Annotated in this window: 23 protein-coding genes and 1 riboswitch; of the genes, 21 read left to right on the forward strand and 2 right to left on the reverse strand. The window is 33.5% G+C overall.

Annotated features, from left to right (window positions below; genetic code table 11):
* The first annotated feature begins 187 nt into the window (after positions 1 to 187).
* The 14 genes from JZO69_RS04615 to JZO69_RS04675 all read left to right on the forward strand — a co-directional run bounded on the left by JZO69_RS04615 (position 188) and on the right by JZO69_RS04675 (position 10,808).
* Positions 188 to 856: a TetR/AcrR family transcriptional regulator gene (locus JZO69_RS04615; RefSeq protein WP_207111715.1), complete on the forward strand. Its 669-nt coding sequence runs from the start codon at positions 188 to 190 to the stop codon at positions 854 to 856.
* Positions 834 to 1,790, forward strand: a complete 957-nt coding sequence (locus tag JZO69_RS04620) for an alpha/beta fold hydrolase (RefSeq protein ID WP_207111716.1) — start codon at positions 834 to 836, stop codon at positions 1,788 to 1,790. Before JZO69_RS04615 ends, JZO69_RS04620 begins: the two co-directional genes overlap by 23 nt.
* A gap of 18 nt (positions 1,791 to 1,808) precedes the next feature.
* Positions 1,809 to 2,003, forward strand: a complete 195-nt coding sequence (locus tag JZO69_RS04625) for a hypothetical protein (RefSeq protein WP_207111717.1) — start codon at positions 1,809 to 1,811, stop codon at positions 2,001 to 2,003.
* 595 nt (positions 2,004 to 2,598) lie between these two features.
* Positions 2,599 to 2,748, forward strand: a complete 150-nt coding sequence (locus JZO69_RS04630; RefSeq protein ID WP_207111718.1) for a listeriolysin S family TOMM bacteriocin — start codon at positions 2,599 to 2,601, stop codon at positions 2,746 to 2,748.
* Between the two features lie 52 nt (positions 2,749 to 2,800).
* Entirely contained in the window at positions 2,801 to 3,691 is an 891-nt protein-coding gene (locus JZO69_RS04635; RefSeq protein WP_207111719.1) for an ATP-binding cassette domain-containing protein, read from the forward strand.
* Positions 3,691 to 4,434 (forward strand): ABC transporter permease, encoded by a 744-nt coding sequence (locus tag JZO69_RS04640; RefSeq protein ID WP_207111720.1) that lies wholly within the window; start codon positions 3,691 to 3,693, stop codon positions 4,432 to 4,434. The genes JZO69_RS04635 and JZO69_RS04640 overlap by 1 nt, the downstream gene beginning before the upstream one ends.
* A 60-nt stretch (positions 4,435 to 4,494) precedes the next feature.
* Positions 4,495 to 4,812 carry an LlsX family protein gene (locus JZO69_RS04645; protein ID WP_207111721.1) on the forward strand — a complete coding sequence of 106 codons (318 nt, stop codon included), beginning with the start codon at positions 4,495 to 4,497 and terminating at the stop codon, positions 4,810 to 4,812.
* Positions 4,809 to 5,684, forward strand: coding sequence for a SagB family peptide dehydrogenase (locus JZO69_RS04650; protein ID WP_207111722.1), 876 nt, complete (start codon positions 4,809 to 4,811; stop codon positions 5,682 to 5,684). Before JZO69_RS04645 ends, JZO69_RS04650 begins: the two co-directional genes overlap by 4 nt.
* 7 nt (positions 5,685 to 5,691) lie before the next feature.
* The gene (locus JZO69_RS16730) at positions 5,692 to 5,946 is read left to right on the forward strand and encodes a hypothetical protein (RefSeq protein ID WP_277989618.1); all 255 of its coding nucleotides are present in this window, start codon (positions 5,692 to 5,694) and stop codon (positions 5,944 to 5,946) included.
* A gap of 3 nt (positions 5,947 to 5,949) precedes the next feature.
* Positions 5,950 to 6,609 carry a bacteriocin biosynthesis cyclodehydratase gene (locus tag JZO69_RS04655; protein WP_277989619.1) on the forward strand — a complete coding sequence of 220 codons (660 nt, stop codon included), beginning with the start codon at positions 5,950 to 5,952 and terminating at the stop codon, positions 6,607 to 6,609.
* Entirely contained in the window at positions 6,602 to 7,915 is a 1,314-nt protein-coding gene (locus JZO69_RS04660) for a YcaO-like family protein (protein WP_207111723.1), read from the forward strand. The genes JZO69_RS04655 and JZO69_RS04660 overlap by 8 nt, the downstream gene beginning before the upstream one ends.
* 31 nt (positions 7,916 to 7,946) lie before the next feature.
* On the forward strand, positions 7,947 to 8,495 hold the full coding sequence (locus JZO69_RS16735) for a CPBP family intramembrane glutamic endopeptidase (protein WP_277989621.1): 549 nt from the start codon (positions 7,947 to 7,949) through the stop codon (positions 8,493 to 8,495).
* A 171-nt stretch (positions 8,496 to 8,666) separates the two neighbouring features.
* The gene (locus JZO69_RS04670; protein WP_207111725.1) at positions 8,667 to 8,939 is read left to right on the forward strand and encodes a hypothetical protein; all 273 of its coding nucleotides are present in this window, start codon (positions 8,667 to 8,669) and stop codon (positions 8,937 to 8,939) included.
* 171 nt (positions 8,940 to 9,110) lie between these two features.
* Positions 9,111 to 10,808, forward strand: coding sequence for a metallophosphoesterase family protein (locus JZO69_RS04675; RefSeq protein ID WP_207111726.1), 1,698 nt, complete (start codon positions 9,111 to 9,113; stop codon positions 10,806 to 10,808).
* A 133-nt stretch (positions 10,809 to 10,941) separates the two neighbouring features.
* On the opposite strand, the gene JZO69_RS04680 is transcribed toward JZO69_RS04675, so the two are convergent.
* Positions 10,942 to 11,193: a hypothetical protein gene (locus tag JZO69_RS04680; protein WP_207111727.1), complete on the reverse strand. Its 252-nt coding sequence runs from the start codon at positions 11,191 to 11,193 to the stop codon at positions 10,942 to 10,944.
* A gap of 337 nt (positions 11,194 to 11,530) precedes the next feature.
* On the opposite strand from JZO69_RS04680, the gene JZO69_RS04685 reads away from it, so the two are divergent.
* From JZO69_RS04685 to JZO69_RS04710, 6 genes are all read left to right on the forward strand, one after another.
* Positions 11,531 to 11,977, forward strand: coding sequence for a MarR family winged helix-turn-helix transcriptional regulator (locus tag JZO69_RS04685; protein ID WP_025868625.1), 447 nt, complete (start codon positions 11,531 to 11,533; stop codon positions 11,975 to 11,977).
* Positions 11,977 to 14,358, forward strand: a complete 2,382-nt coding sequence (locus JZO69_RS04690) for an ATP-binding cassette domain-containing protein (RefSeq protein WP_207111728.1) — start codon at positions 11,977 to 11,979, stop codon at positions 14,356 to 14,358. Before JZO69_RS04685 ends, JZO69_RS04690 begins: the two co-directional genes overlap by 1 nt.
* 15 nt (positions 14,359 to 14,373) lie before the next feature.
* Positions 14,374 to 16,215: an ABC transporter ATP-binding protein gene (locus tag JZO69_RS04695; protein ID WP_207111729.1), complete on the forward strand. Its 1,842-nt coding sequence runs from the start codon at positions 14,374 to 14,376 to the stop codon at positions 16,213 to 16,215.
* 315 nt (positions 16,216 to 16,530) lie between these two features.
* Entirely contained in the window at positions 16,531 to 17,049 is a 519-nt protein-coding gene (locus JZO69_RS04700) for a hypothetical protein (protein ID WP_207111730.1), read from the forward strand.
* 205 nt (positions 17,050 to 17,254) lie between these two features.
* A riboswitch (M-box (ykoK) riboswitch) is annotated at positions 17,255 to 17,422 on the forward strand.
* 269 nt (positions 17,423 to 17,691) lie between these two features.
* A complete protein-coding gene (locus JZO69_RS04705) occupies positions 17,692 to 19,272 on the forward strand; it encodes a phosphatase PAP2/LCP family protein (protein ID WP_207111731.1) in 1,581 nt (526 codons plus the stop codon).
* Between the two features lie 108 nt (positions 19,273 to 19,380).
* Positions 19,381 to 20,352, forward strand: a complete 972-nt coding sequence (locus JZO69_RS04710; RefSeq protein WP_207111732.1) for a diaminopimelate dehydrogenase — start codon at positions 19,381 to 19,383, stop codon at positions 20,350 to 20,352.
* A gap of 88 nt (positions 20,353 to 20,440) precedes the next feature.
* Here JZO69_RS04710 and nrdI read toward each other — a convergent pair whose 3' ends face one another.
* Entirely contained in the window at positions 20,441 to 20,875 is a 435-nt protein-coding gene (gene nrdI / locus JZO69_RS04715) for a class Ib ribonucleoside-diphosphate reductase assembly flavoprotein NrdI (RefSeq protein ID WP_207111733.1), read from the reverse strand.
* Positions 20,876 to 21,041: 166 nt separating this feature from the next.
* Between nrdI and JZO69_RS04720 the strand changes: the two genes are divergently transcribed.
* A complete protein-coding gene (locus tag JZO69_RS04720) occupies positions 21,042 to 21,503 on the forward strand; it encodes a phage tail protein (RefSeq protein WP_207111734.1) in 462 nt (153 codons plus the stop codon).
* Positions 21,504 to 21,533: the final 30 nt, after the last annotated feature.

The raw sequence follows: 21,533 nt of genomic DNA on the forward strand, positions 1-21,533 counted from the left end.
TCTTCTATTTTTTATTTTGAGTGATCCAATTGTTTAAATAATAAATAGTTACATAATAATTATAACTACTCTAAATACTAATCTTAGAAGCTGAAATAGAGCATAAAATCAATACAATTTGACTTTCCTCAAAAAAAGCGTATGATAAAAACATACCGATTGAATGTTTTTTGGAAGGAGAGATTAGATGACTAAAAAATATACAGCAGAAGAAGCTAAATCATTGATTTTAGATGTTTCAACAGAATTATTTATAAAAAAAGGCTATGAAAAAACGTCTATTTCCGATATTGTCAAAGGGTTAGATGGTTTAACCAAAGGAGCCGTTTATCACCATTATGCATCTAAAGATGAAATCATAGATGCCGTTGTCAGACGATTTATCCCCAATGAAGCTGCCTTAACAGCAATTATGGAAAAAGACAAATTAAATGGTTTAGAGAAAATTCAAGCTTTGTTATTTGAAGGAATGTTCAACAGTGAGGCCAGTCAATCTCGAATCCTTAGCTTTACGTTATTAGATAATCCTAAATTCTTTTCAATGTATATTCGTACGACGAATGAAATTATGGCACCATTAGTAGAAAACTGTTTGATTGAAGGAAATAGCGATGGCTCAGTCACAGTTGATCAACCGAAACAAATGGCTGAATTAGCGATCTTGATTTTAAGTACGTGGTTTATTCAAGCCTTATTTCCAAATACAGTAGAGACCTTTTTTGAAAAATTAATGGCTGCCAAAACAATGCTTGAAAATAGTGGAATGCCAATTATCAGTGATGGGTTTTTAGAGCAACTTGACCAACAAATTATGAAAAAGGCGGCAGAACTGAATGACCAAACAACTGAAAACTAAATCACTAGGTGTCAGACTATTAAAAGGACTGGGCAAAGTAATCTTTGGTATAATCACTATCCTAATTGTGTCCTTAATGATTACCTTTACGATTCACCAGATAAGTTTGAAAAGCGAAGCAAAACGAATTGAACCCTATGGTGAGAAATTAGAAGTGTTTGATGGTGAGATGAACGTTGTCGATGAAGGTGAAGGAAAGAAAACAATTTTACTTTTACCTGGGCAGGGAACAGCTAGTCCTTATTTAGATTTTAAACCGATGATCGATGAGTTGAAGAAAGAGTATCGTGTGGTTACGATTGAACCATTTGGCTATGGTTTAAGCAGCCAAACGAATCGACGTCGTAGCGTGGAAAATATTGTGGAAGAAATCCACCAAGTAGCCAAAGAACTGAACATTTCTAAATACACATTGATGGGACACTCGATTGCGGGGCTTTATGCGGTGAATTACGCGCAAGTTTACCCAAATGAAATGGAAGGCTTTATTGGAATTGATTCCAGCACACCAGAACAACCTTGGCCTGGCATTGATATGTCAGTCTTCGACTTCTTAAAAACAGCAGGTGTTTTTCGAGCGTTAATCAAAGTTAATCCAGAAAAAGGTATAGGCGTGAGTCAAGATAACCCTGACTTTGAACAGATTAAGTTATTGACGATGAAGAACATGAGTAGTCCTGCAATGAAAGATGAACTTCAAGAATTAAGCAATAGCTTCCCTGATTCTCGTGGCTTAATTTATCCAAAAAATATGCCGGTTTTATTATTTGTTGCTGATAATGATATGAATCAAAAAAATTGGCTTGAGATGCATCAAGATCAGCTGAAAGGTTTAGATAAAGGAAAATTGATTCAATTGACAGGTGCCCATTATTTACACCACACGCAAATGGAAACAATTGTAAAAGAAACAACCAATTTTTTGGGGAACTGACAGATTTGAGGAATGACTATGAAAAAAATAGTGAAGATTTTATGTATTTTAATCGGAAGTTTATTGGTAGTTATGCTTCTTGTTTATGTCGGAATTTACGCAAATAATAAAATCCAACTAAAAAAAGAAACGAAAAAAAGTATTCCTTATGGTCAAGAAGTGAAAGTTGATAACAAATCTCTATGCGTTAAAGTGACAGGGAAAGGTAGCTAACTTAACTTATCCAGTTCAACTACCTGTCTTATACTTTTTAGCCTCTGAAAGTGTTGAGCCAGATGATAAATGGGTTCCCATCCATGAAGATAGGATAAAAGATAGTCAAAAGTCCGAAATAAAGATTTTAGAAGGGAGTCACTATTTACACCACACTCAATCTGAAAAAATGGTAAAAATAATTACACAGTTTTTAGAGAAGTAAATGTTATTGAACAGATATGTGAGACAATTACTTTTGAAAAAATAAACTAATAATCTCTCTCTATTTAATTGTCATAAAGTTGAGTATGTTCTGTATCAGGACTTACTCAACTTTTTTATTTTCATTCTATTTTATATACTTGGTATAAATAATTTGGTAGCGCTAACTAAGCTGAACAGGACAAAACAAAACCAACAAAAATTAAATACTTATAAACAAATTCAATAGCAAACAGGTTCGTCTAAAAGGAATCGCTAATAGCTTTGGAATACAAAATTGAAAGGAATCTATATTTTATAATAAGTAAAAAAAATATATTGAAAAGAGATGAAAAATATGTTACGTTAATATTGTATTAGAATAATAAGAAAATGATTAGGAGGTGTTTTTATGAATATCAAGTCTCAGTCAATGAACGGGTATTGCAACACAGGTATTGGAGCTGAAGCAATGAACTATGCTGCTGGATGTTGTTCATGTTCTTGTTCAACATGTACCTGTACATGTTCTGCATCAACTGCTACAGAAACTAAAAAATAAGGTGAATGAAAGGGGATTCAAATCCCCCTTTTTACTTAGGATGTGTATAGAAATGGATGCTATTTTAGCAATAAAAAATTTGAAAGTAAAAAAAAACGACAAGATGATTCTTGATATAGATAGAGAAATCCAAATTTTATCTAAAGATAAAATTGCAATTTTAGGTGAAAATGGCGCAGGTAAAACGACTCTAATAAATACTATTTTGGGAGAAGTTAGTTTTGATGGGGAAATTATTAAAAATTTTCAGAAGAAGGATTGTGGCATCGTTTTTCAAGAGAACTCATATAATGAATTAATGAAGGTTTATGAACTGGTGGAGCTAGTTCTGCCTCTAAAAAAAGAATCATTGTCACAGGTTTTAGAGAGATATGAATTGGAAGATTTAAAAAAGAAATACATCAAGGATCTCTCCGGTGGTGAGAAGCAACGATTAACCTTAAGTTTAGTGTTGGAGTGTCAAAAATCTATCTATTTTTTTGACGAATTAACTTCAGGGTTAGATTATAAAAAAAGGCTTGCTCTATTAGCAATGATGAAAGAAAAAACTACAGAGGGAACAGTCTTGAACGTTACTCATTATTTTGATGAAATTGAAAATTGGGCGACAAAAATTTTGATGTTAAAACAAGGAAAACTGATTTTCTACGGTTCAATTACAGAGTATTTTGCTATGTTTGTTCATTATTCTGTAGTTAGAGTTGATTATAGTGAGCTGGCTAAGCTAGACAACGTTGAAATGGGAAAAATTCCACAGACTGATACTGGCGACGGTACAGCGTTTATTTGCCATAATCAAGAACTCCAAAGTAATGTGGAAAGTATTTTGGGAGAAAAGAATGCTACATATAATGTGATTAAGCAAAACATTTATACAACTTACTTAGTTGCCTTTGCAATGACAGAAAAATCTGCTCAATCTATTTTGGAGGTGACAAAATAGTGAGGTATTTATGGACGAGTATTAAATTACAATTTCGTATTCCAATATCAATCTTTTTTTCATTACTATTTCCGTTGATTATGATGTTTGCTATGGTATCATCTTATGGAAATTTTGATATAGGGAATGGGTATCACTTTGTAGATAAATATTTTTTGATTAGTACAGGCATGGGAATGCTGCCAATTTCATTAATTAGTTTTCCTATTTGGTTAGGGGAAAGCATTCAAAACCAAAGCTATAAGCGTTTGGAATATTTTGGATTGAGCACACAAAGTATGATTATTTCTGATGTGTGTTCCTATGTTTTATTAACGGCTTTAAGCATTATCGCTAATATTCTATTCGGTTTTTTGATGTATGGATTACATATTCCTAATGTTGGTTATTTGATTGCTTACGTTATTCAGTGTTTGTACAGCAATTTAGTTTTACTGATTTTTGGTGCACTGATTGCATTAGTTGTGAAAAACACACGGGTACTAATGCCTGTAGGAATGATTCTGTTGTTTAGTTCTTATATTTTAACGGGTGCGTTTTCTTCATTTTCAGAACTTCCAGAGTCGTTTCAATCAATCGGGAAATTTATACCTATGAAGTACGTGATGAATGACTTTTTCAATATATGGATAGAAAAAGAAATTTTTACCAACGATTTTCTAGTGTTAAATACAGTGTTTGGTATTATATTAACGATGATTTTAGTTCTTCTGTTTGTGTGGAATAAAAAGAAAAAGGAGTAATTGGGTATAAGTATTTTTGTTGGAAAAGGAACAATTTAGTTGAAAGGAGTGTTTAATTAAATGAAACAAAAGTTTAATAATCCTACCAATCGTGTCATCGTATCCATTATTTTAGGAATTATTGTAGGTGTCTTTGTATGTTTTATGGCGATTCGATTAGGCTATAGTCACGTTAAAGGCACATCTTTGTCTGAATATAGTGTAAATGTTTTTGGTTTTTCTATTTTTGACATTCGAAAAGTCGGGGGAGAGTTTAAAGGAACGCCAAATAATAGCAATATGATGTTTATCGGTCTGATTTTTTCCATGGTATTGGCTATCGTAACGGAAGTTATTTTGGCTATAGTAAATAAACGAAGAAAGGAAAAGACAGAATGATTGATTTTGAGAAAAAAGGATTTTTTAATATTCATACATTATTGGTAAAGGATGATACAAACCAATCAAATAATGATAATAAACATATGTATTCTCAAATGATGTTTGGTAGCACAACCTCGTCAATGCTGAGCTATTTGTTGAACATGAATAAGCAAAATTTAAATGATTTTAAAAGTATTATGTTTTATAACGAATCTAATTTGGCTTCCTTGATAAATGAAACCAAAGAAGCAGAGGAATTGTTAGATGAAAATACAATATATCTAACTAAAGTAGCAAAAAAAATTAAAACTCAATTTTCTAAAGTTCTTGAGCAACGACATAGTACTCGAAAATTTGTATATGAAATGATGGATCAGGCCACATTTTCTACAATCGTTAAATTTTCATTTGGCCTTGGCAGTCGTAAACTTGTCTACGATGATTTGGTAGCTAGCACTAGATATTATTCTTCTGGAGGTGGCTTATATCCAATCGATGTTTACCTATATGTTAATCACGTTTCTGGTATTTCAAAAGGAATTTATAAATATCAGCCTTATTCTCATAGCTTATATCCATTGAATATTGAAAAAATTGATTCAAATAATTTTTTTGTGGGAGAAAATATTGATATTGTCAACATGAATTTTTGTGTATTTTTTGAATATTCGATTAACAAGAATTTTGTGAAATATGGAGAACTTGCTTTGTTAAACACTCTTGTAGAACTTGGCGGGATCTCTCATAATTTTGATTTGGTTTGTCAGTCTATGTATTTTACTAGTTGCCCAATAGCAGGTTTCAATAAATCGACTATAGAAAAGTTGTTGTATTTAGACGGAGTGAACGATCACATTGTATTTACTAATATTTGTGGAAAGGAATAAGATTAGCATGAAAACATATATGATTAGAACAGGAACAAAAGTGATTGAAAATGAAATCGATATTACCTTAAAGCGTGGTGTTATTCATAAAAATGAATTGGTTATCAATAAAGAGGATAGCTCCAATGAATTTATAGTAGCATTTCAAGAGTTGTCTCAAAAAAGCAATATTTCAGTTTCATTGGGACATTCTGTGTATGATGATTTTGAAACTCTAACTAAATTTGGTTTTCTGACAGTTGTTAAAGATCAGAATGTGTAACCTTTGATTGTTGTTGAGGATGATTTGATTGAAGAGGTAAAAGCTTATTTAAATGTAGATAATAAAATTGTCCCAGCTTCTGAATTCCTATCTTTTAAGGAACTTGAATTATTAACGGAAGATAAAGATATTTTGAAGCTGTCATCTCTTTCTGAACAGAAAAAGCAAATGCTTGCAAATTTTGGGCAGATTTATTTGATTGCAAAAATGTCTAATCTATCTTTTTTACGTGGATTTAACAAGTTAATGAAACAAACCGAGACAATCAATACGATTGCATTTTTCGATAATGAAAATGTGTTTATCACTTGTATTGAACATGATGAAACAGGTTGCTACGAATGTTTAGAACAGCAACTGATGACTCATTTTGAAGGTTGTGCAGAAGATTATATGGAACAGACAGAAGTGAGTGTATCAATAGCTGAAATACTTTTTGCTTTATCTATAGTAAGAAAAGAAATTGACAATATTAGTGTTTATGGTCAGTCCTCTCTATTAGGAAACATCGTTCATTTTAATATGAATAATTACGAATATTCCTTTAACACGAATAGAATTCAAAGCTGTTGCACAACATGTTCAACATTTAATAATATTTTGTTTGAAGAGCAGAATATACGTTCCATAAATGTTTTGAAGGAGCTGATGACTAGTGATTGATATTCGGAATAATCTTTCGTACAATCAGCTACGGTGGAATATTTTAAGCGGAAATGTAACCGGAATTTGGGATAAAAACAACTTTTTTCTAGGTTCGAGCTCTTTTCCAATTATGAAATACCATTACTTAACAGCTAATTTTGTCAATTTTGAAAAACATATATCTAAGGATATGCCAAAGATAAGCTATCATTTAAGTGGTTATGGTGTTAATTTCAATGAAACATTAGTTAGCTTTTTAGGTGAAAGTGCTGAGCGTTATACGTATTCGTTGTTGCCGGCGATTATTAAGGATCGTGTTGTTTTCAGCTCATATGAAAAATTGAGACAAGAATATAAACGGGATTTGATATGTGAATTACAATATATTAATTCATATTATTCTGAGTCTGAGCAAAAAAATTATATTTTACCAGAAGATGGTATTCAATGGATAGCAATGAATTCTCTTATTGATCCAGAGCAAAAAGTTTGGATGCCGTTACAGTTTGTTACGATGTACACTGAAGAGCTATTCCAAAATGAAAAAAGATATATTACCAGTGCAGTATCGACGGGAACAGCTTGCCATGAAACGATGGTTGAGAGTGTTGAAAATGCATTGATTGAATATTTACAAATTGATTCATTTAATCTGTGGTGGTATGGTGGCTTTGAAGGGGAAATACTTGATGTAGATAATAATGAGCGCCTTTCACTTTGGTTTGATAAGCAGTTAGCAGTAAAAAGCTTTTTATCAAAGTTCCATATCACTTTTACAGATATTACTTTTGATAAGTCTATTTATGTAATTTTGTGTGAAATAGAGGCGAAGGATCAAAAGGGAACCCTACCTAAATATACAGTTGGCGTTCAAGGTGGTTATTCACTAGATAAATCTATTTATCGGGCATTTATGGAGTGTTTGACTGTATTAGAATACAATATGAATGTACCTTGGACAGATAAAGAGAAGTTTTTATCTGTTTCTAAAGAGACTCAAATTATAGACAACTTAGATGATAATGTCATTTTTTATGCGAAATATGGAAAGCCAGGATTAACACATAATCCAAATCAAACACAAAAAGGTCCAGAAAAAGTTAAAAATTTAAAAGAGCTATTAAAGGATTTGCCTAAAATTAGTCAATATGCAGCTTTTTTACCGATCACTCCATCAGAGTTTAAACATATGAACCTTGAAGTGAGTCGAGTAATTTTGCCAGAGTTATTATCCATACATCTCCCTTCATATCCGCCATATCATCATAAAAGATATAAAAGATTAGGAGGTGTGGTGAACAATCTTCCACATCCGATTGCATGATTTATTGTTTCTGATTACATTATTTCCTGGAATGTTTCTACTTTTGACGAAGAGACTTCCAATTATTGGTAAAAAGAGTAACTTTTTTCAATACCTCATTTGCTTAAGTTTAGTAACAATAATCAATGGTTTCTTTTTTCAGCAAAGTTGGTTTGTGTTGATTGCTGCAATTTCTGTTTTAACACTATCTTTTCTTTTGTTTGCTGTTGAATATTTAATTCTTGAAAAGAAGTGTAAGAAATTGTTATCTGTCTATAGAAAGAATAGAACGATTATTCAATCTATTGTTTATTTTCCAGTTTTAGAGGAATTGATTTTTCGTTATTTTATTTATCAGTATTGTCTTATTTTAGGATATCAGAACTTTCAATACATCTTGTTATCAACTTTTGCTTTTGTCATTGCACATATTTTCTATCAAGGAGCAGCTTCAACAGTAAAATGTATCTTCGCATTGACTCTGAATTTAGTCTTTATTTTAACTTTAAATATCTTCGTCACTATCTTAATTCACAGTCTATTTAACTTTTTTGTCTATTTAATGCGAATTAGCATGTATGATGGTTATAAGAATTGGTAGAAATACATAACGAGATAACATAGTATTTTAGTTCTTTGTATATTTTTATTATACTGCTTTTTAGTTGTCATTCTACTTTTTATTTATAGTATTCAGATTGTTACGTTTCTTCAAATTGCTGGTGCTCAAGTGAAAGTTACTAAGACACAATAATACGAAAGGAATAATATTATGGCCAGAGACTTAGAAGGAATTTTATATAAAATAAGTATGAAAGCTGAACAAATTAGAGCTTTAGAGTTTATTGAAAGTGATGCGATTGAACAGACATATCAAACGACTAAGAAAATAGCTAAAAATTATAAAGAAGAACTTTTTTGGTTAGGGTATGATTTTAATATTTTATTTAAAGAACAATTTCAATATTTGTTGGAACTAAGGATAAAATTAAGTGAAGAGATAAAAGAACTTGTTGAAGAAGCTGAGGGTAGGGTTAGAATGTAAAATTCTTTATATTCTTTTAGGATGAAAAGTAGAATGATTAAAATAATTTTATTTTTAATAATTGATTTGTCTAATAATGCATACTACAATTAGGGTAACAAACAATCAGCAGGATTTTATTCTGTTAGTATTAATCCTGTGAAATATTTTATGAGAAGGGGGAATACAATAATGAAATCCAGCAAAAACAAAGGCTCTTTAAGCGTAGCTCACCAATCCTCTTCATCACCAGTGGAATCTAAAATTATATTGCCTCCAGAACTCACTACCCGCTTTGATCTTTATCCAGAAAATAAACGACGTCCAGTCAATAAAACAGTCTTTAGAAATGATTACTTCCAATTAACCTTTAACATGAAAGAAAACTCATTAAATGTAGTTTCCAGAGGTGATCTTGTCTACTCTGCGATTCCATATGATACCGCAAGAAACTATATCCAACGTGCAGCAATTCAATATTTACTTCATCCACAAGAAGTTCGCCAATATATCGAATCGCATAAAGCAAATTTGGAAACCTATATTAAGCTAAGTATTTTTCAAGTAACGAACAAACGAGTCAACAAAAACTCCTCAAAAGTTGTTCAAGCGTATAACGCCATATTTGAAGATCCCCTATTTGAGATCCAAATTCTAGGACGTTTACTCCAACATGATGAAACTGGGGCGCTTTCTGCCAATCTTGCAGGAAAGTTTTTATTTAGTGAAAATATAAAAACAGGAATATCTGGCTATGTTTCAGAATATCTAAATTTTGTTGTTCAGCTGACCCAAGCATTACCAATAATGACTGATGGGAAAAATATACAACTCTTAGAATCAGACTTGCAAAACAGTTTTAATTCGGATAAACAGTTAACTTTTGAATCGGATATTGAAGCAGCATTAGATTTACTTCCTCAAGTAGTAAAACAAACGATAGAAAATACAATTGCTGTTGGAAAAAAATCTGTGCCTGTACATAATAAATTGCTTTTACGATCAGAGTTTGGCAAAGAGCTTTCTGAAGTTAGAAAAAATTACACCGCACATAGCGTTGATCCTAGAGAACTAGAACAATACTTTGAAAATGTTCTCCAAACTGAAAATACAAATTCAGTAAATGTTATTTCTGATATTCATACGATCGATGGGAAACTTCCATTCACAAATAAAAACTTTAATATTTTGGTTGGAGATCTATCAGATTCTCAGGTAGTAAATGAAGATATTAATGGACTCTACGTTATAGGAAATCATGAATTAGCAGATGTCTTGCCAAAAAGTCATAATATAGAAGATAAAGAGTGGGAAAAATGGAACCCTTTTTTTAAAAATAAGTGGTTTCAAGATCTTTTAATGAATCCAGATGATTCGTGGTATAAGTTGCCTGTAGGAAATCATATTTATTATGAGTGTGTAAAAGCCGAACTGGAAAAACGATTTCCTAAAATGAATGTGCTAAACAACAGTAGTATTATTCATAATGGTATTCGCTATATAGGACTGACAATTCCAGTTGTACTAGTAAAACGAAAAAGAGAACAACAAAAATTTATCCTAAATTCATTAAGATATTTACTAAAAAAAGATTATGAGGTACCAACAGTAATCGTTTCACATGCGCCATTATTTAATGAACTGAGCATGCTTTCACCAGCTAGCCGATCATATGAGAAAAACTATTTTTGCTCAGAACCGAAAATAGAAAAGTTGTTTGAAGAATACAACATAATAGGAGCTATTCATGGTCATCATCATATCCCAGCATCTTCAGGTCGATATAAATTGGTTAAATTCGCAGGAAAAGAGTTGTTTGTAGTGTGCTCAATTTATTCTAAAATGAATACAGGGTTTGAGCTAGAAAGTCTACTCAATGGAGAAAATTAGTTAGATTTTTTTGAAAGCTAGATTAATTATTTGTTGACGCTCAAGTTTGGAAGTTACTATCTTTTTAAAAACATGCCGATTAACTAAAGATAAAAAAGAAAAGCCCTCGGGCTTTTCTTTTTTACTCTAACAATTAATTAGATTTTTCTTTTTTTGGTAAAAGTAATAATATAACAATAGGAACAACTAAAAATAGTATCATGGAATTCATTGCTCTGGCGTCTGTATTTGATAAGTTAAAAAGATTATTTTGCCAATTATTAATAAAGATTCCTAAGGAGTCGTATTTATTCATTCCATAAAACAAAGCGACACTACCAAGTATGTCCAAAATAATAACGAAGATGCAAAGAACTTTGACAATTTTACCAACAACATTTTTCATTATTCAATTCCTCTTTTCAAGATATAATTTTGTTACAAAATGATTATACCATTATTTTTTCAGAGAACTGTATCAATTTATGAAACTAATTTTCAAAAAAATGATTTAAGTACGGTGTAAAAAAATTGTTCTTAGATTTTTTTGTCTAAAATCAACCTTTTTAATCAAATTCAGAACACTTTTTTAAGATTTTAAAATAAAACCGTATTCATTTAAATTTTTAATCCAAGACTATTGACATCAAAAGCTATTTGCGTTAATATCAAACAGCATTAGTTACTAACACTATTAGCTATTAATAGTGAAAAGTAATTATTTTGAAAAAAGGAGGAGTCATATGTCATACGCAGAAGAAGCCGAACAAGAGCTTATGCGTCTAATGGTTCAAAATCGGCATAGTGCATTTAGCAGACTAGAAAAGAGTAACCAAGGTGAAAGTATCGTCATTAAATTTCTTGCGCGTTACGGTGAACCAACTAGTCCAAAGCATTTAGCAGAATCACTAAACCTATCTAGCGCACGTATTGCGGTGGTTCTCGGCAGTTTAGAAAAAAAGGGGCAAATCGAACGTAAGATGGACCCAGATGATCGTCGCCGTATCAATGTTACATTAACAGATTGTGGTAAAAAAGCAGCCAAGCTGCAAAAGAAAGAAATGCGCGATAAGATCGTTAGGATTTTTAAACTAATGGGAGAAACAGACACGAAACAGTTCATCGAGCTAACTGCGAAATTCGTAGACTACTCCCAACAAATTTCCCAGAAAGAGGAAGGTGACCAATAGTGAAGATTTTCAAATATCTAGGCAAATACTGGTATGCGGTCATCGCAGTTCTTGTGCTTTTAGTTGTACAGGCAAATAGTGATTTAAGCTTACCAAAATTAACATCAGGTATCGTCGATGTTGGTATTCAACAAGGAGGGCTTGAATATTCTACACCTGAAAAAATCAGGAAAACATCTCTTCAGGGAATTGAAATGTTCATGACAGATGATGAGAAAAAAATAATTGAAGACAACTATAAATTGACAACTGAAAAAATCGATGGAAAAGAAGTTGAAGTCTATAAATTAAATCTTCAAGATGGCATGACAGAAGCCAAGTTAGCAGATATTTTTAATCTGCCAATGATGATGCTGGCAACTTCTCAATCTAAAGATTCATCAAGCGGAAGTGAAGCTAAAGCAATAATCGATGATTATAAAGCAATCGGAGAAGATGCAGCTAAAGCCAAACAACTTGGCGAACAAGCAACGACATTAAGTGAGCAAGCTAAAGCAGCAGGTGCAGCGGCAGCTTCAGCAACTGATCCTACAACAGCAATGGAAAAAGGAACTGAAGCACAAGAGTTGGCAGCCCAAGCACAAGAAAAAGGTGCGCAAGCTAAAACCTTAGCTGATTCAATCAAAACAAAAACAGACGCTATGCCAGAGAAAGTCGAAACAGCTCGTAATGCTACGAAAAAAAGCTTAGGTGATCTAGGGGCAGACTCAATGAAAACAGTGGGAATTCAATTCACACTGGCTGAATACAAAGCCCTAGATATGAATACAAAACAAATTCAAACAGATTACATGGTCAAAACGGGAACAAAAATGGTTCTTTTAACCCTTGTTTCAGCGGTAGCTGCAATTATCGTCGGGTTGATTGCCTCATTAGTAGCTGCATCTGTTGGACGAAATTTGCGTGTCGGTCAATATGAACGGACGCTACAATTTTCAAACACTGAAATGGAGAAATTCTCCCCAGCTTCATTGATTACACGTAATACCAACGATATCCAGCAAATGCAAATGGGGATCGTAATGATCATGCGTATCGTGTTATATGCACCGATCTTAGGTATTGGTGGGATTTACAATGTCTATCAAACAGGAACGGGTATGGGCTGGATCGTCGGTGTAGCAGTTGGTGCTGTCTTAATCTTAGTATTAACTCTACTATTAACAACGATGCCTAAATTTAAAGCATTACAAAACTTAGTCGATAGAGTAAACTTGGTTTCTCGTGAAATCATCACTGGTTTACCTGTTATTCGTGCGTTTTCTCGAGAAAAATTTGAAGAAAAACGCTTTGATCGCGCCAACACTGATTTAATGAAAACACAATTATTTGTTAACCGTGCGATGTCGATTATGATGCCTGTCATGATGTTATTGATGAATGGTATTTCTGTTCTGATCGTTTGGGTCGGCGGACACAATATGAATAACGGTCAACTCCAAGTTGGGGATATGATGGCCTTTATCACGTATACAATGCAAATCGTTATGGCTTTCATGATGTTATCAATGGTTTCAATTATTTTACCTCGTGCCAACGTTGCTGCTGGGCGTGTGGAAGAAGTACTTGAAACAGAACCAACAATCAAAGATCCAGAACATCCAAAAGATGATCACGACTTCAAAGGTGAAGTGAAATTTGAAGCAGTAGAATTCCGTTATGGTGATGCTGACGAAGATGTGTTGCATCACATCAACTTTACGGCCAAACCAGGACAAACAACTGCCTTGATCGGTTCAACAGGTTCAGGTAAATCTACAATCGTTAACTTGATTCCACGCCTGTTTGATGTAACGGGTGGACGAATCACGATCGATGGCATCGATGTTCGTGAAATGAGCTTGCATAAATTACATGAAATCATTGGATTTGTGCCGCAAAAAGGGATCTTATTCTCAGGCGATATCGCATCAAATATCAAATTTGGGGATGCTAATATCTCTGATGAACAAATGCGAAAAGCAGCTGAAATTGCCCAAGCAGAAGAATTCATCGATTCAAATGAAAAAGGCTATGACCGAGAAATTTCTCAAGGCGGAACGAACGTTTCTGGTGGACAAAAACAACGTCTATCGATTGCTCGTGCCTTAGCGAAAAATCCTAAAATCTTGATCTTTGATGATTCATTCTCAGCACTTGATAATAAGACGGATGTAGCATTACGTAAAGCTTTATCTGAAAATATCAAAGGCGCAACACAAATCATCGTTGCCCAAAAAATATCTACGATCCTTCATGCAGATAATATTATCGTATTAAACGAAGGTCGTGTAGTCGATCATGGAACACATGATGAATTAATGAAATCATCCACTGTCTATCAAGAAATTGCCCAATCACAATTGAGCAATGCTGAATTAGGCATAGAAGAAGCTGAGTAGGGAGGAGCGAATAGAATGGCAGAACAAACACAAAATCGCCCTCGTGGCGGACGCGGACCTGGAAATGGAGCTCCAGTGGAAAAAGCCAAAGATTTTAAAGGAACACTAAAAAAATTAATCTCCTATATTGGTGCTTATAAAATACCTGTTTTCTTTGTAATGATCTTTGCAATTGCTTCAACTGTATTTAATATTTGGGGTCCAAAAATCTTATCACAAGCCATCACAGAACTATTCAATGGTTTGATAAAAAAATATCAAGGAACTGGTGGAATTGATTTTAATAAAATTGGTGGAATTCTACTCTTCATGCTAGGACTCTATCTAGTGGCTTCAGCTTTCGGGATCATTCAAGGCTGGATCATGTCAACGATTTCGCAAAAAATCACATATCGAATGCGTAAAGAGATTTCAGAAAAAATCAATCGCATGCCGATGAACTATTTTGAAAGTCGTACGACTGGTGAAGTATTATCTCGTATCACGAATGACGTGGATACTTTAGGTCAATCATTAAACCAATCAATTACACAGTTGATCACATCTGTCTTTACAATCATCGGGGTTATCATAATGATGCTATCGATTTCTGTGCAAATGACAGGGATTGCTATTTTGATTGTACCGATTTCAATGATCTTAATTTTGATTGTGGTAAAAAACTCTCAAAAATATTTTAAAACACAACAAGAATATCTTGGTGTGATCAATGGTAAAGTAGAAGAAACAATCGGTGGCTACAATATCGTACGTCTTTTCAATGATGAAGAAAATTCTCTTGAAGAATTTAAAACACAAAATGATGTACTATTCAAATCAGCTTGGAAATCACAATTTCTTTCTGGTTTGATGCAACCAATCATGAACTTTGTTGGAAATCTAGGATACGTTGCAGTAGCGATCTTTGGTGGGATCTTAGCTTATAATGGTACGATCACGGTCGGAGATATTCAAGCATTCATCCAATACGTTCGTAACTTAACACAACCAATTGCTCAATTAGCCCAAGTATCAAACTTACTTCAATCTATGGCAGCAGCTGCTGAACGTGTCTTCGAATTCCTAGAAGAGGACGAAGAAGCACAAACAGTACCAAATCCGGTTAAAATCGATAAAGCCAAAGGAATGGTTGACTTTGAACATGTTCGTTTTGGTTATACACCAGACAAAATCATTATCAATGATTTCAGTTCACATGTCGATCCAGGCCAAACAGTGGCAATCGTCGGACCAACTGGTGCAGGTAAAACAACCATGGTTAAACTATTGATGCGTTTTTACGATGTAACATCTGGTGCGATTAAAATCGATGGTCATAATATCAAAGACTTCAATCGTGCAGATTTACGTAAAAATATCGGGATGGTTTTACAAGATACTTGGTTATTTAAAGGAACCATCATGGAGAACCTTCGTTATGGTCGTCTAGATGCAACAGATGAGGAAGTCTATGAAGCAGCGAAAGCCGCTCACGTTCACCACTTTATCCAAACATTACCTGGCGGCTATAACATGGAATTAAATGAAGAATCGTCAAATATTTCTCAAGGTCAAAAACAACTACTAACGATTGCTCGTGCTATTTTAGCTGACAAACCGATTTTGATACTTGATGAAGCAACATCATCAGTTGATACAAGAACAGAGGGCTTGATCCAAGGAGCTATGAACAACTTAATGGCTGGCCGTACATCCTTTGTTATTGCGCACCGTCTATCAACAATCAAAGATGCAGATAAAATTCTTTATATGCAAGATGGTGATATCAAGGAACAAGGAACACATGAAGAACTACTTGCTGAAGGTGGTTATTATGCGTCACTTTATAACTCTCAGTTTGAAGAGTTAGATGAGTAAGCGATTAGTGAGTAAAAAAAATTATAATACAACGGAAGCTAGTAAAGGCTGTTTTAAGCCATTTCTAGCTTCTTTCTTATTTTCATAAAATGGGTATTATGAAGCAAATAGACTGCTTAGGTCAAAAAGGTGTTTTTTTTTGAAAATATTGACTGTTACAGAATTTTTTTTTGCCTCAATACGCTCTTTGTGGTTATTATAATTTTCAAAAAGTCCATAAATCTACTTTTAAAGTAATATATTGAACGTTTTTTGTGTTAGAAAAATATTATTATTATCATGTAATATATTTCACAAATAGAAAAGGTGGTAATAATGATGAAGGCAACAGGAAGATTGTTACATGTTAAAAGATTGGTCAGTTTCTTTATGGTTTTGAGTACATTGATTGGTGTAAGCTTATCGTTTGGTATTGATAGCTATGCAGCGCTGCCCACTGGGAAAGCTGCGATGATCGGAGGAGACGCAAATACTAATAAGATAAAAGGATATTTTACAGGCCGACGTGACTTAAATAATTGGGAATATGCAACGTTAGGTAGTAAAAGTGAAGGTGTTTACTTAGAAAAAGAACCGGGGACTATTAGCTATTACAAAATTAGGTCTGCTAATCCTATTTTTAAAGATTATAACTATTTTACAGTATCAAATAGAGGGTATATTTATTTAAGTAAAAAAAGTGATGCAGCTTCGTTTATGATTAGTGAACAAGAAACAGGATTAAGCAATGTTTACCATAATGGTTCTCCAGTAAATACATATGGAGACTATATTACTGTTGGTAAAGCAACTGGCTCAGATAAAACTATTTGGCTTTTTATGTCCCAAACGTAAATAATTAAAATAACTTTTATATTTCCTTCGAGCCGCATAATGCTTTCATCTTGCATTGTGCGACTTTTATTTTGTTGCAAGTTCTATTTCTTCATTCAAACAACCTAAATCAAATTTGTGATTTAAAATTAAGAAAACATAAAGACTCTTAAAATAACTTGAAAAAACTTTTTCATAGCGGTACTATTTAACAAAATGAATAGATAAATAACCTTGTTAGGTGAGGCTCCTATACAAACATAGGCTATTGCGCAGAAACGTCGAAAGACGCCAATGTGTAAAACAGGAATTGTCGAATTAAGGCTTTTCATAAAATAGCTAAGAATTTTTCTTTACGTTGTATAGTGCTAAAACTCAGACGATGAGATTGATTGAAAGTCAAACGTCTTAGGAAAAAAATGTTTGGCTTTTTTCTTTTGGTAAAGTAGCAACCGATTGCATTTACTGAATGTATACCGTCTTTGTACCTGCTTGTGTTTTTTTGGAGTGAGGTTGGTTGGAGATGGAAAAGACTGCTAAATGATTCACTCCTAACTAATAGGAAATAGAATCTTTTAGCAGTTTTTTAGGTAATGCTTATATTTACGAACCAAGTTTGAATTAGTTTTTTTAATGAATATAGGAATGAAGGGATTTTATCACATGTATATGTCGAAAGAAAAGAAATTTACGCCAGTTATTTTTAGTATTGTACTTTTTTCATTACTTAGTTTTTTAGTTGTTAAAAAGGTTACTTGGTTCACTAATTTAGATTCATGGATTTATCAATTTAATTGGAAACCAAATGAAACACTGACTAGTTTGGTGAATCTATTTGCAAAAACTACAACAATCGTCCCTATTTTTATCGTGAGTCTTATAGTTTCATTTGTCCTATGGAGAAATCAGCATAAAGCACTAGCTATTTGGATGAGTAGCAATGTTTTAATAGTTAGTGCTTTTGGTTTTATCTTGAAACATCTGGTTGCACGGACAAGGCCAAATGTAGAACAATTAGCGGAGAAGACCTCTTACAGTTTTCCTAGTGGACATTCACTTTTAGCAATGTGTTTGGCATGTTCAGTCATTTTGGTCATCCACACATTTTCTCCAAAGAAAACGAAAAATTACAATGGCTTAAAAGGTCTATTGCTCCTTTATGTTCTGTTGATCGGCTTTAGTCGAATTTATTTAAGAGTTCATTATCCAAGTGATATCATCGCAGGTTTTCTATTAAGTTTTATTTGGGTAAATTTTTCCTACACTTGTCTTCAAAGAGTTTATTTGAATAAGAAATTGGCAACGTCAGAAACAAAAAAACGATTTATTCAAAGAACGATTTTAACTGCCTTAACATTTCTTTTAGTTGTCGTGGCGGGCGCTTCAGTGTATGGTGCAAGTGTGTTTAAGAATGTTCAAAAAACAGCAGATAAAATATATCAGCCGTTAAATCGAAAAACTAAATCTGCGCAATTGGGAAAGAGCGAGCCGGCCAGTTTTTTACTTTTAGGAATTGCCAATGATTCAAAGCGTAAGACGGATTTTCGAGCGAATACTATCATGGTTGTAACGGTGAATAATCAATTAAAGAAAACAACGATCACAAGTATTCCAAGAGATGCTTATGTAGAAATCATTGGGAAAGATGGAATGTACGATAAAATCAATCATGCACATTCCTTTGGTGGTGACGAAATGATGATCGATACGGTTGAACATTATTTAGATATCCCAATCAATCACTATTTTGTGATCAATATGGATGGTTTAGCGGATTTAAGTGATGCGGTTGGTGGAGTTACGGTCAATAATGATTTTGAGTTCGATGCAGAAGGAATCCATTATCCAAAAGGAAAACAGCATTTAGGTGGTTGGGAAACATTACAATACGCGAGAATGCGATACGAAGATCCGTTGGGGGATTACGGCAGACAAAAAAGGCAGCGGGAAGTAACGATTCAGCTTACTAAAGAATTAACTTCTATGAAAAATGTTCTTCGATACCAAGAATTATTAGATGTCATTGGAGATAATGGACAAACGGATATGACTTTGGATCAAATGATATTATTAATGAAAAATTACCAGCAAGCCCTGGGCGATATTGAGAGTTATCAAATGCAAGGAGAAGGGTTTACAGGTGATGGCTATACTGGCGATGGAGGGATTTCATATCAGCGTATTTCAGAAGAAGAGAAACAAAAAGTTACATCGGAATTAAAGAAACAATTGAATATAAACTAACTTGGCGTCCAAATGCTCTGTTTTCAAAAACCGAATGCCCAACTTCCGATTGTCAAATGACTTTTTCTTTTGGTATAATTTGATTCATAGAAGTGGAGGAATGTAAGTATGATAAAAGTTGCAATTATCGGGTACGGGAACCTGGGACGTGGCGTTGAGCGCGCGCTTAAGCAAAATAAAGACATGGAATTAGTAGGCATTTTTACAAGAAGATCACCTGAATTGGTTCAAACAGAAGGTGGACAAGCCTATAAAATGGAGGAGCTTACGTCTAAAAAAAATGCTATTGATGTTTGTATTTTATGTGGAGGATCAGCGACAGATTTACCAGCGCAAACGCCAGAATGGACGCATTCATTTAATACCATCGATAGCTTTGACACACATGCTAAAATTCCAGAGCATTTTGCTAAAGTGGACAAAGTAGCAAAAGAAAATAAAACAACCTCAATTATCTCAACGGGATGGGATCCAGGCTTGTTTAGTTTAAATCGCTTGTATGCTCAAAGTATTTTACCTGTCGGACAGACAAATACATTTTGGGGAAAAGGAGTCAGCCAAGGGCATTCAGATGCATTAAGACGAATTGCCGGTGTTGCAGATGCCGTTCAATATACGATTCCAAATAACGATGTTATTGAAAAACTAAAAGCGGGTGAGCAGCTGGATTTAACTACTCGTGATAAACATTTTAGAGAATGTTTTGTCGTGCTTGATGAAGGAGCCGATGGAGAAAAAATTCGTGAAATAATTGTTTCAATGCCTAATTATTTTGCTGAGTATGATACTGAAGTTCATTTTATTTCCCAAGCGGAACTAGATCAAGAGCACAAGGAAATGCCACATGGAGGAACGGTTCTTCATACTGGCACAACGCATGAAAATACGAAACAGGTTATTGAATATAATTTACAACTAGAAAGTAATCCGGAATTTACGGCAAGTGTTTTAGTTGCGTATGCCAGAGCGTGTGTACGTCTGGCTAGAGAAAAACAATTTGGAGCGTTTACAGTTTTGGATATTGCACCTAAGTATTTATCTGATCGAACAGATGAGGAATTAAGAAAAGAATTATTGTAATTGATGGCATAAAAATGAGCCGGAAACAAACTGATTTTTCGTTTGTTTCCGGCTCATTTTTTCGTTTAAATTATCAATTATAAAACAATTATTCACTGATTGTTTGTTTCATTATAGTGTAAACACGTTCTAAGTCTTCCTGTGTTCCGCGAAGTTCGTAATCTGCTAAAAAGGGAAAGTCGAATTTTTGTGCATATTGTTTAGCCGTTAAACAATATTGATGATTAAAGTTTTTATTGCCGCTTCCGACTACTCCTAGACAATATCTGTAGTTTCCGTGATACTCTAAGTATTCACGCATAGTTTCAGTTAAAATTTCTGTATCTCCATTATCTACGCCATTTCCGCCATCTAAGTAAGTTGGAACAAAGGTGAAAAAAGGCGCTGTTTCGTCTTCAAAAACGGAATTTTCATGAATTTCTTTTACTTCGATCGGTACATTATACTTATCAAAAGCATACGTTTTTAAACGTTGAACAAAAGATCGAGTATTGCCAGATATTGATATATATAAAATTTTCATAATAGGTCCTCCAAAGTTTTGCTAGTTGTTCTTTTACAGCTTTAACTATAGTAAAAAAAATTTCAAATTACAACAGATTCCACAAAAAAAGCATCAGTTTTATTATTTGTCACTAAGTTCTACTTTGCATATAATAAAACTAAAGTTAAAGAAAAGAGGAGTAAAAATGTCTTATAAGGTGGATTTTAAAAGCGTATCAACGATCGGATTTGAAAGCTCTCCAGTTGCAGATGCGTTAGCTGGTTTACGTGCCAATGAAGCACGCTATTATTGGAACAAGTACAAACATGAATTTGTAACGGTACCAGCAAGTGCTGATCCTGAAACTTTAGCTTGGATCGAAAAAATTTTGGCTGAACGAGATATGTATTTTCCATATAAACCGTTGGAAATATCGAGCTTTGAAGTAGATGGTATTAAGATGGCTTATGTTTTTTATGAGAACGGTTTGGCTGTCAATGTGATGTATACCCTTGAAAAAGGTGGCAAACGTGCGGTTGGTTTTAAGTTATCTGATGGGATGGACATTCCAGTTGAATTTGAAGGGAAATTTAAATTTGTTCGTCAAAAATCAAAATTAGCTGGAACAATTCGAGGTTCTTTCTTTGTAATTAAAGGTGATTATTAGTAAACAGAGAAATTTTTTAGCAACTGTCCA

Source organism: Candidatus Enterococcus ikei (genome assembly GCF_017316105.1).
GTDB classification, from domain to species: domain Bacteria; phylum Bacillota; class Bacilli; order Lactobacillales; family Enterococcaceae; genus Enterococcus_L; species Enterococcus_L ikei.

Coding starts and splice junctions, on each gene's coding strand:
- JZO69_RS04615 (WP_207111715.1), top strand. CDS start 188: ATGACTAAAAAATATACAGCAGAAGAAGCTAAATCATTGATTTTAGAT.
- JZO69_RS04620 (WP_207111716.1), top strand. CDS start 834: ATGACCAAACAACTGAAAACTAAATCACTAGGTGTCAGACTATTAAAA.
- JZO69_RS04625 (WP_207111717.1), top strand. CDS start 1,809: ATGAAAAAAATAGTGAAGATTTTATGTATTTTAATCGGAAGTTTATTG.
- JZO69_RS04630 (WP_207111718.1), top strand. CDS start 2,599: ATGAATATCAAGTCTCAGTCAATGAACGGGTATTGCAACACAGGTATT.
- JZO69_RS04635 (WP_207111719.1), top strand. CDS start 2,801: ATGGATGCTATTTTAGCAATAAAAAATTTGAAAGTAAAAAAAAACGAC.
- JZO69_RS04645 (WP_207111721.1), top strand. CDS start 4,495: ATGAAACAAAAGTTTAATAATCCTACCAATCGTGTCATCGTATCCATT.
- JZO69_RS04650 (WP_207111722.1), top strand. CDS start 4,809: ATGATTGATTTTGAGAAAAAAGGATTTTTTAATATTCATACATTATTG.
- JZO69_RS16730 (WP_277989618.1), top strand. CDS start 5,692: ATGAAAACATATATGATTAGAACAGGAACAAAAGTGATTGAAAATGAA.
- JZO69_RS16735 (WP_277989621.1), top strand. CDS start 7,947: ATGTTTCTACTTTTGACGAAGAGACTTCCAATTATTGGTAAAAAGAGT.
- JZO69_RS04670 (WP_207111725.1), top strand. CDS start 8,667: ATGGCCAGAGACTTAGAAGGAATTTTATATAAAATAAGTATGAAAGCT.
- JZO69_RS04675 (WP_207111726.1), top strand. CDS start 9,111: ATGAAATCCAGCAAAAACAAAGGCTCTTTAAGCGTAGCTCACCAATCC.
- JZO69_RS04680 (WP_207111727.1), bottom strand. CDS start 11,193: ATGAAAAATGTTGTTGGTAAAATTGTCAAAGTTCTTTGCATCTTCGTT.
- JZO69_RS04685 (WP_025868625.1), top strand. CDS start 11,531: ATGTCATACGCAGAAGAAGCCGAACAAGAGCTTATGCGTCTAATGGTT.
- JZO69_RS04695 (WP_207111729.1), top strand. CDS start 14,374: ATGGCAGAACAAACACAAAATCGCCCTCGTGGCGGACGCGGACCTGGA.
- JZO69_RS04700 (WP_207111730.1), top strand. CDS start 16,531: ATGATGAAGGCAACAGGAAGATTGTTACATGTTAAAAGATTGGTCAGT.
- JZO69_RS04705 (WP_207111731.1), top strand. CDS start 17,692: ATGTATATGTCGAAAGAAAAGAAATTTACGCCAGTTATTTTTAGTATT.
- JZO69_RS04710 (WP_207111732.1), top strand. CDS start 19,381: ATGATAAAAGTTGCAATTATCGGGTACGGGAACCTGGGACGTGGCGTT.
- nrdI (WP_207111733.1), bottom strand. CDS start 20,875: ATGAAAATTTTATATATATCAATATCTGGCAATACTCGATCTTTTGTT.
- JZO69_RS04720 (WP_207111734.1), top strand. CDS start 21,042: ATGTCTTATAAGGTGGATTTTAAAAGCGTATCAACGATCGGATTTGAA.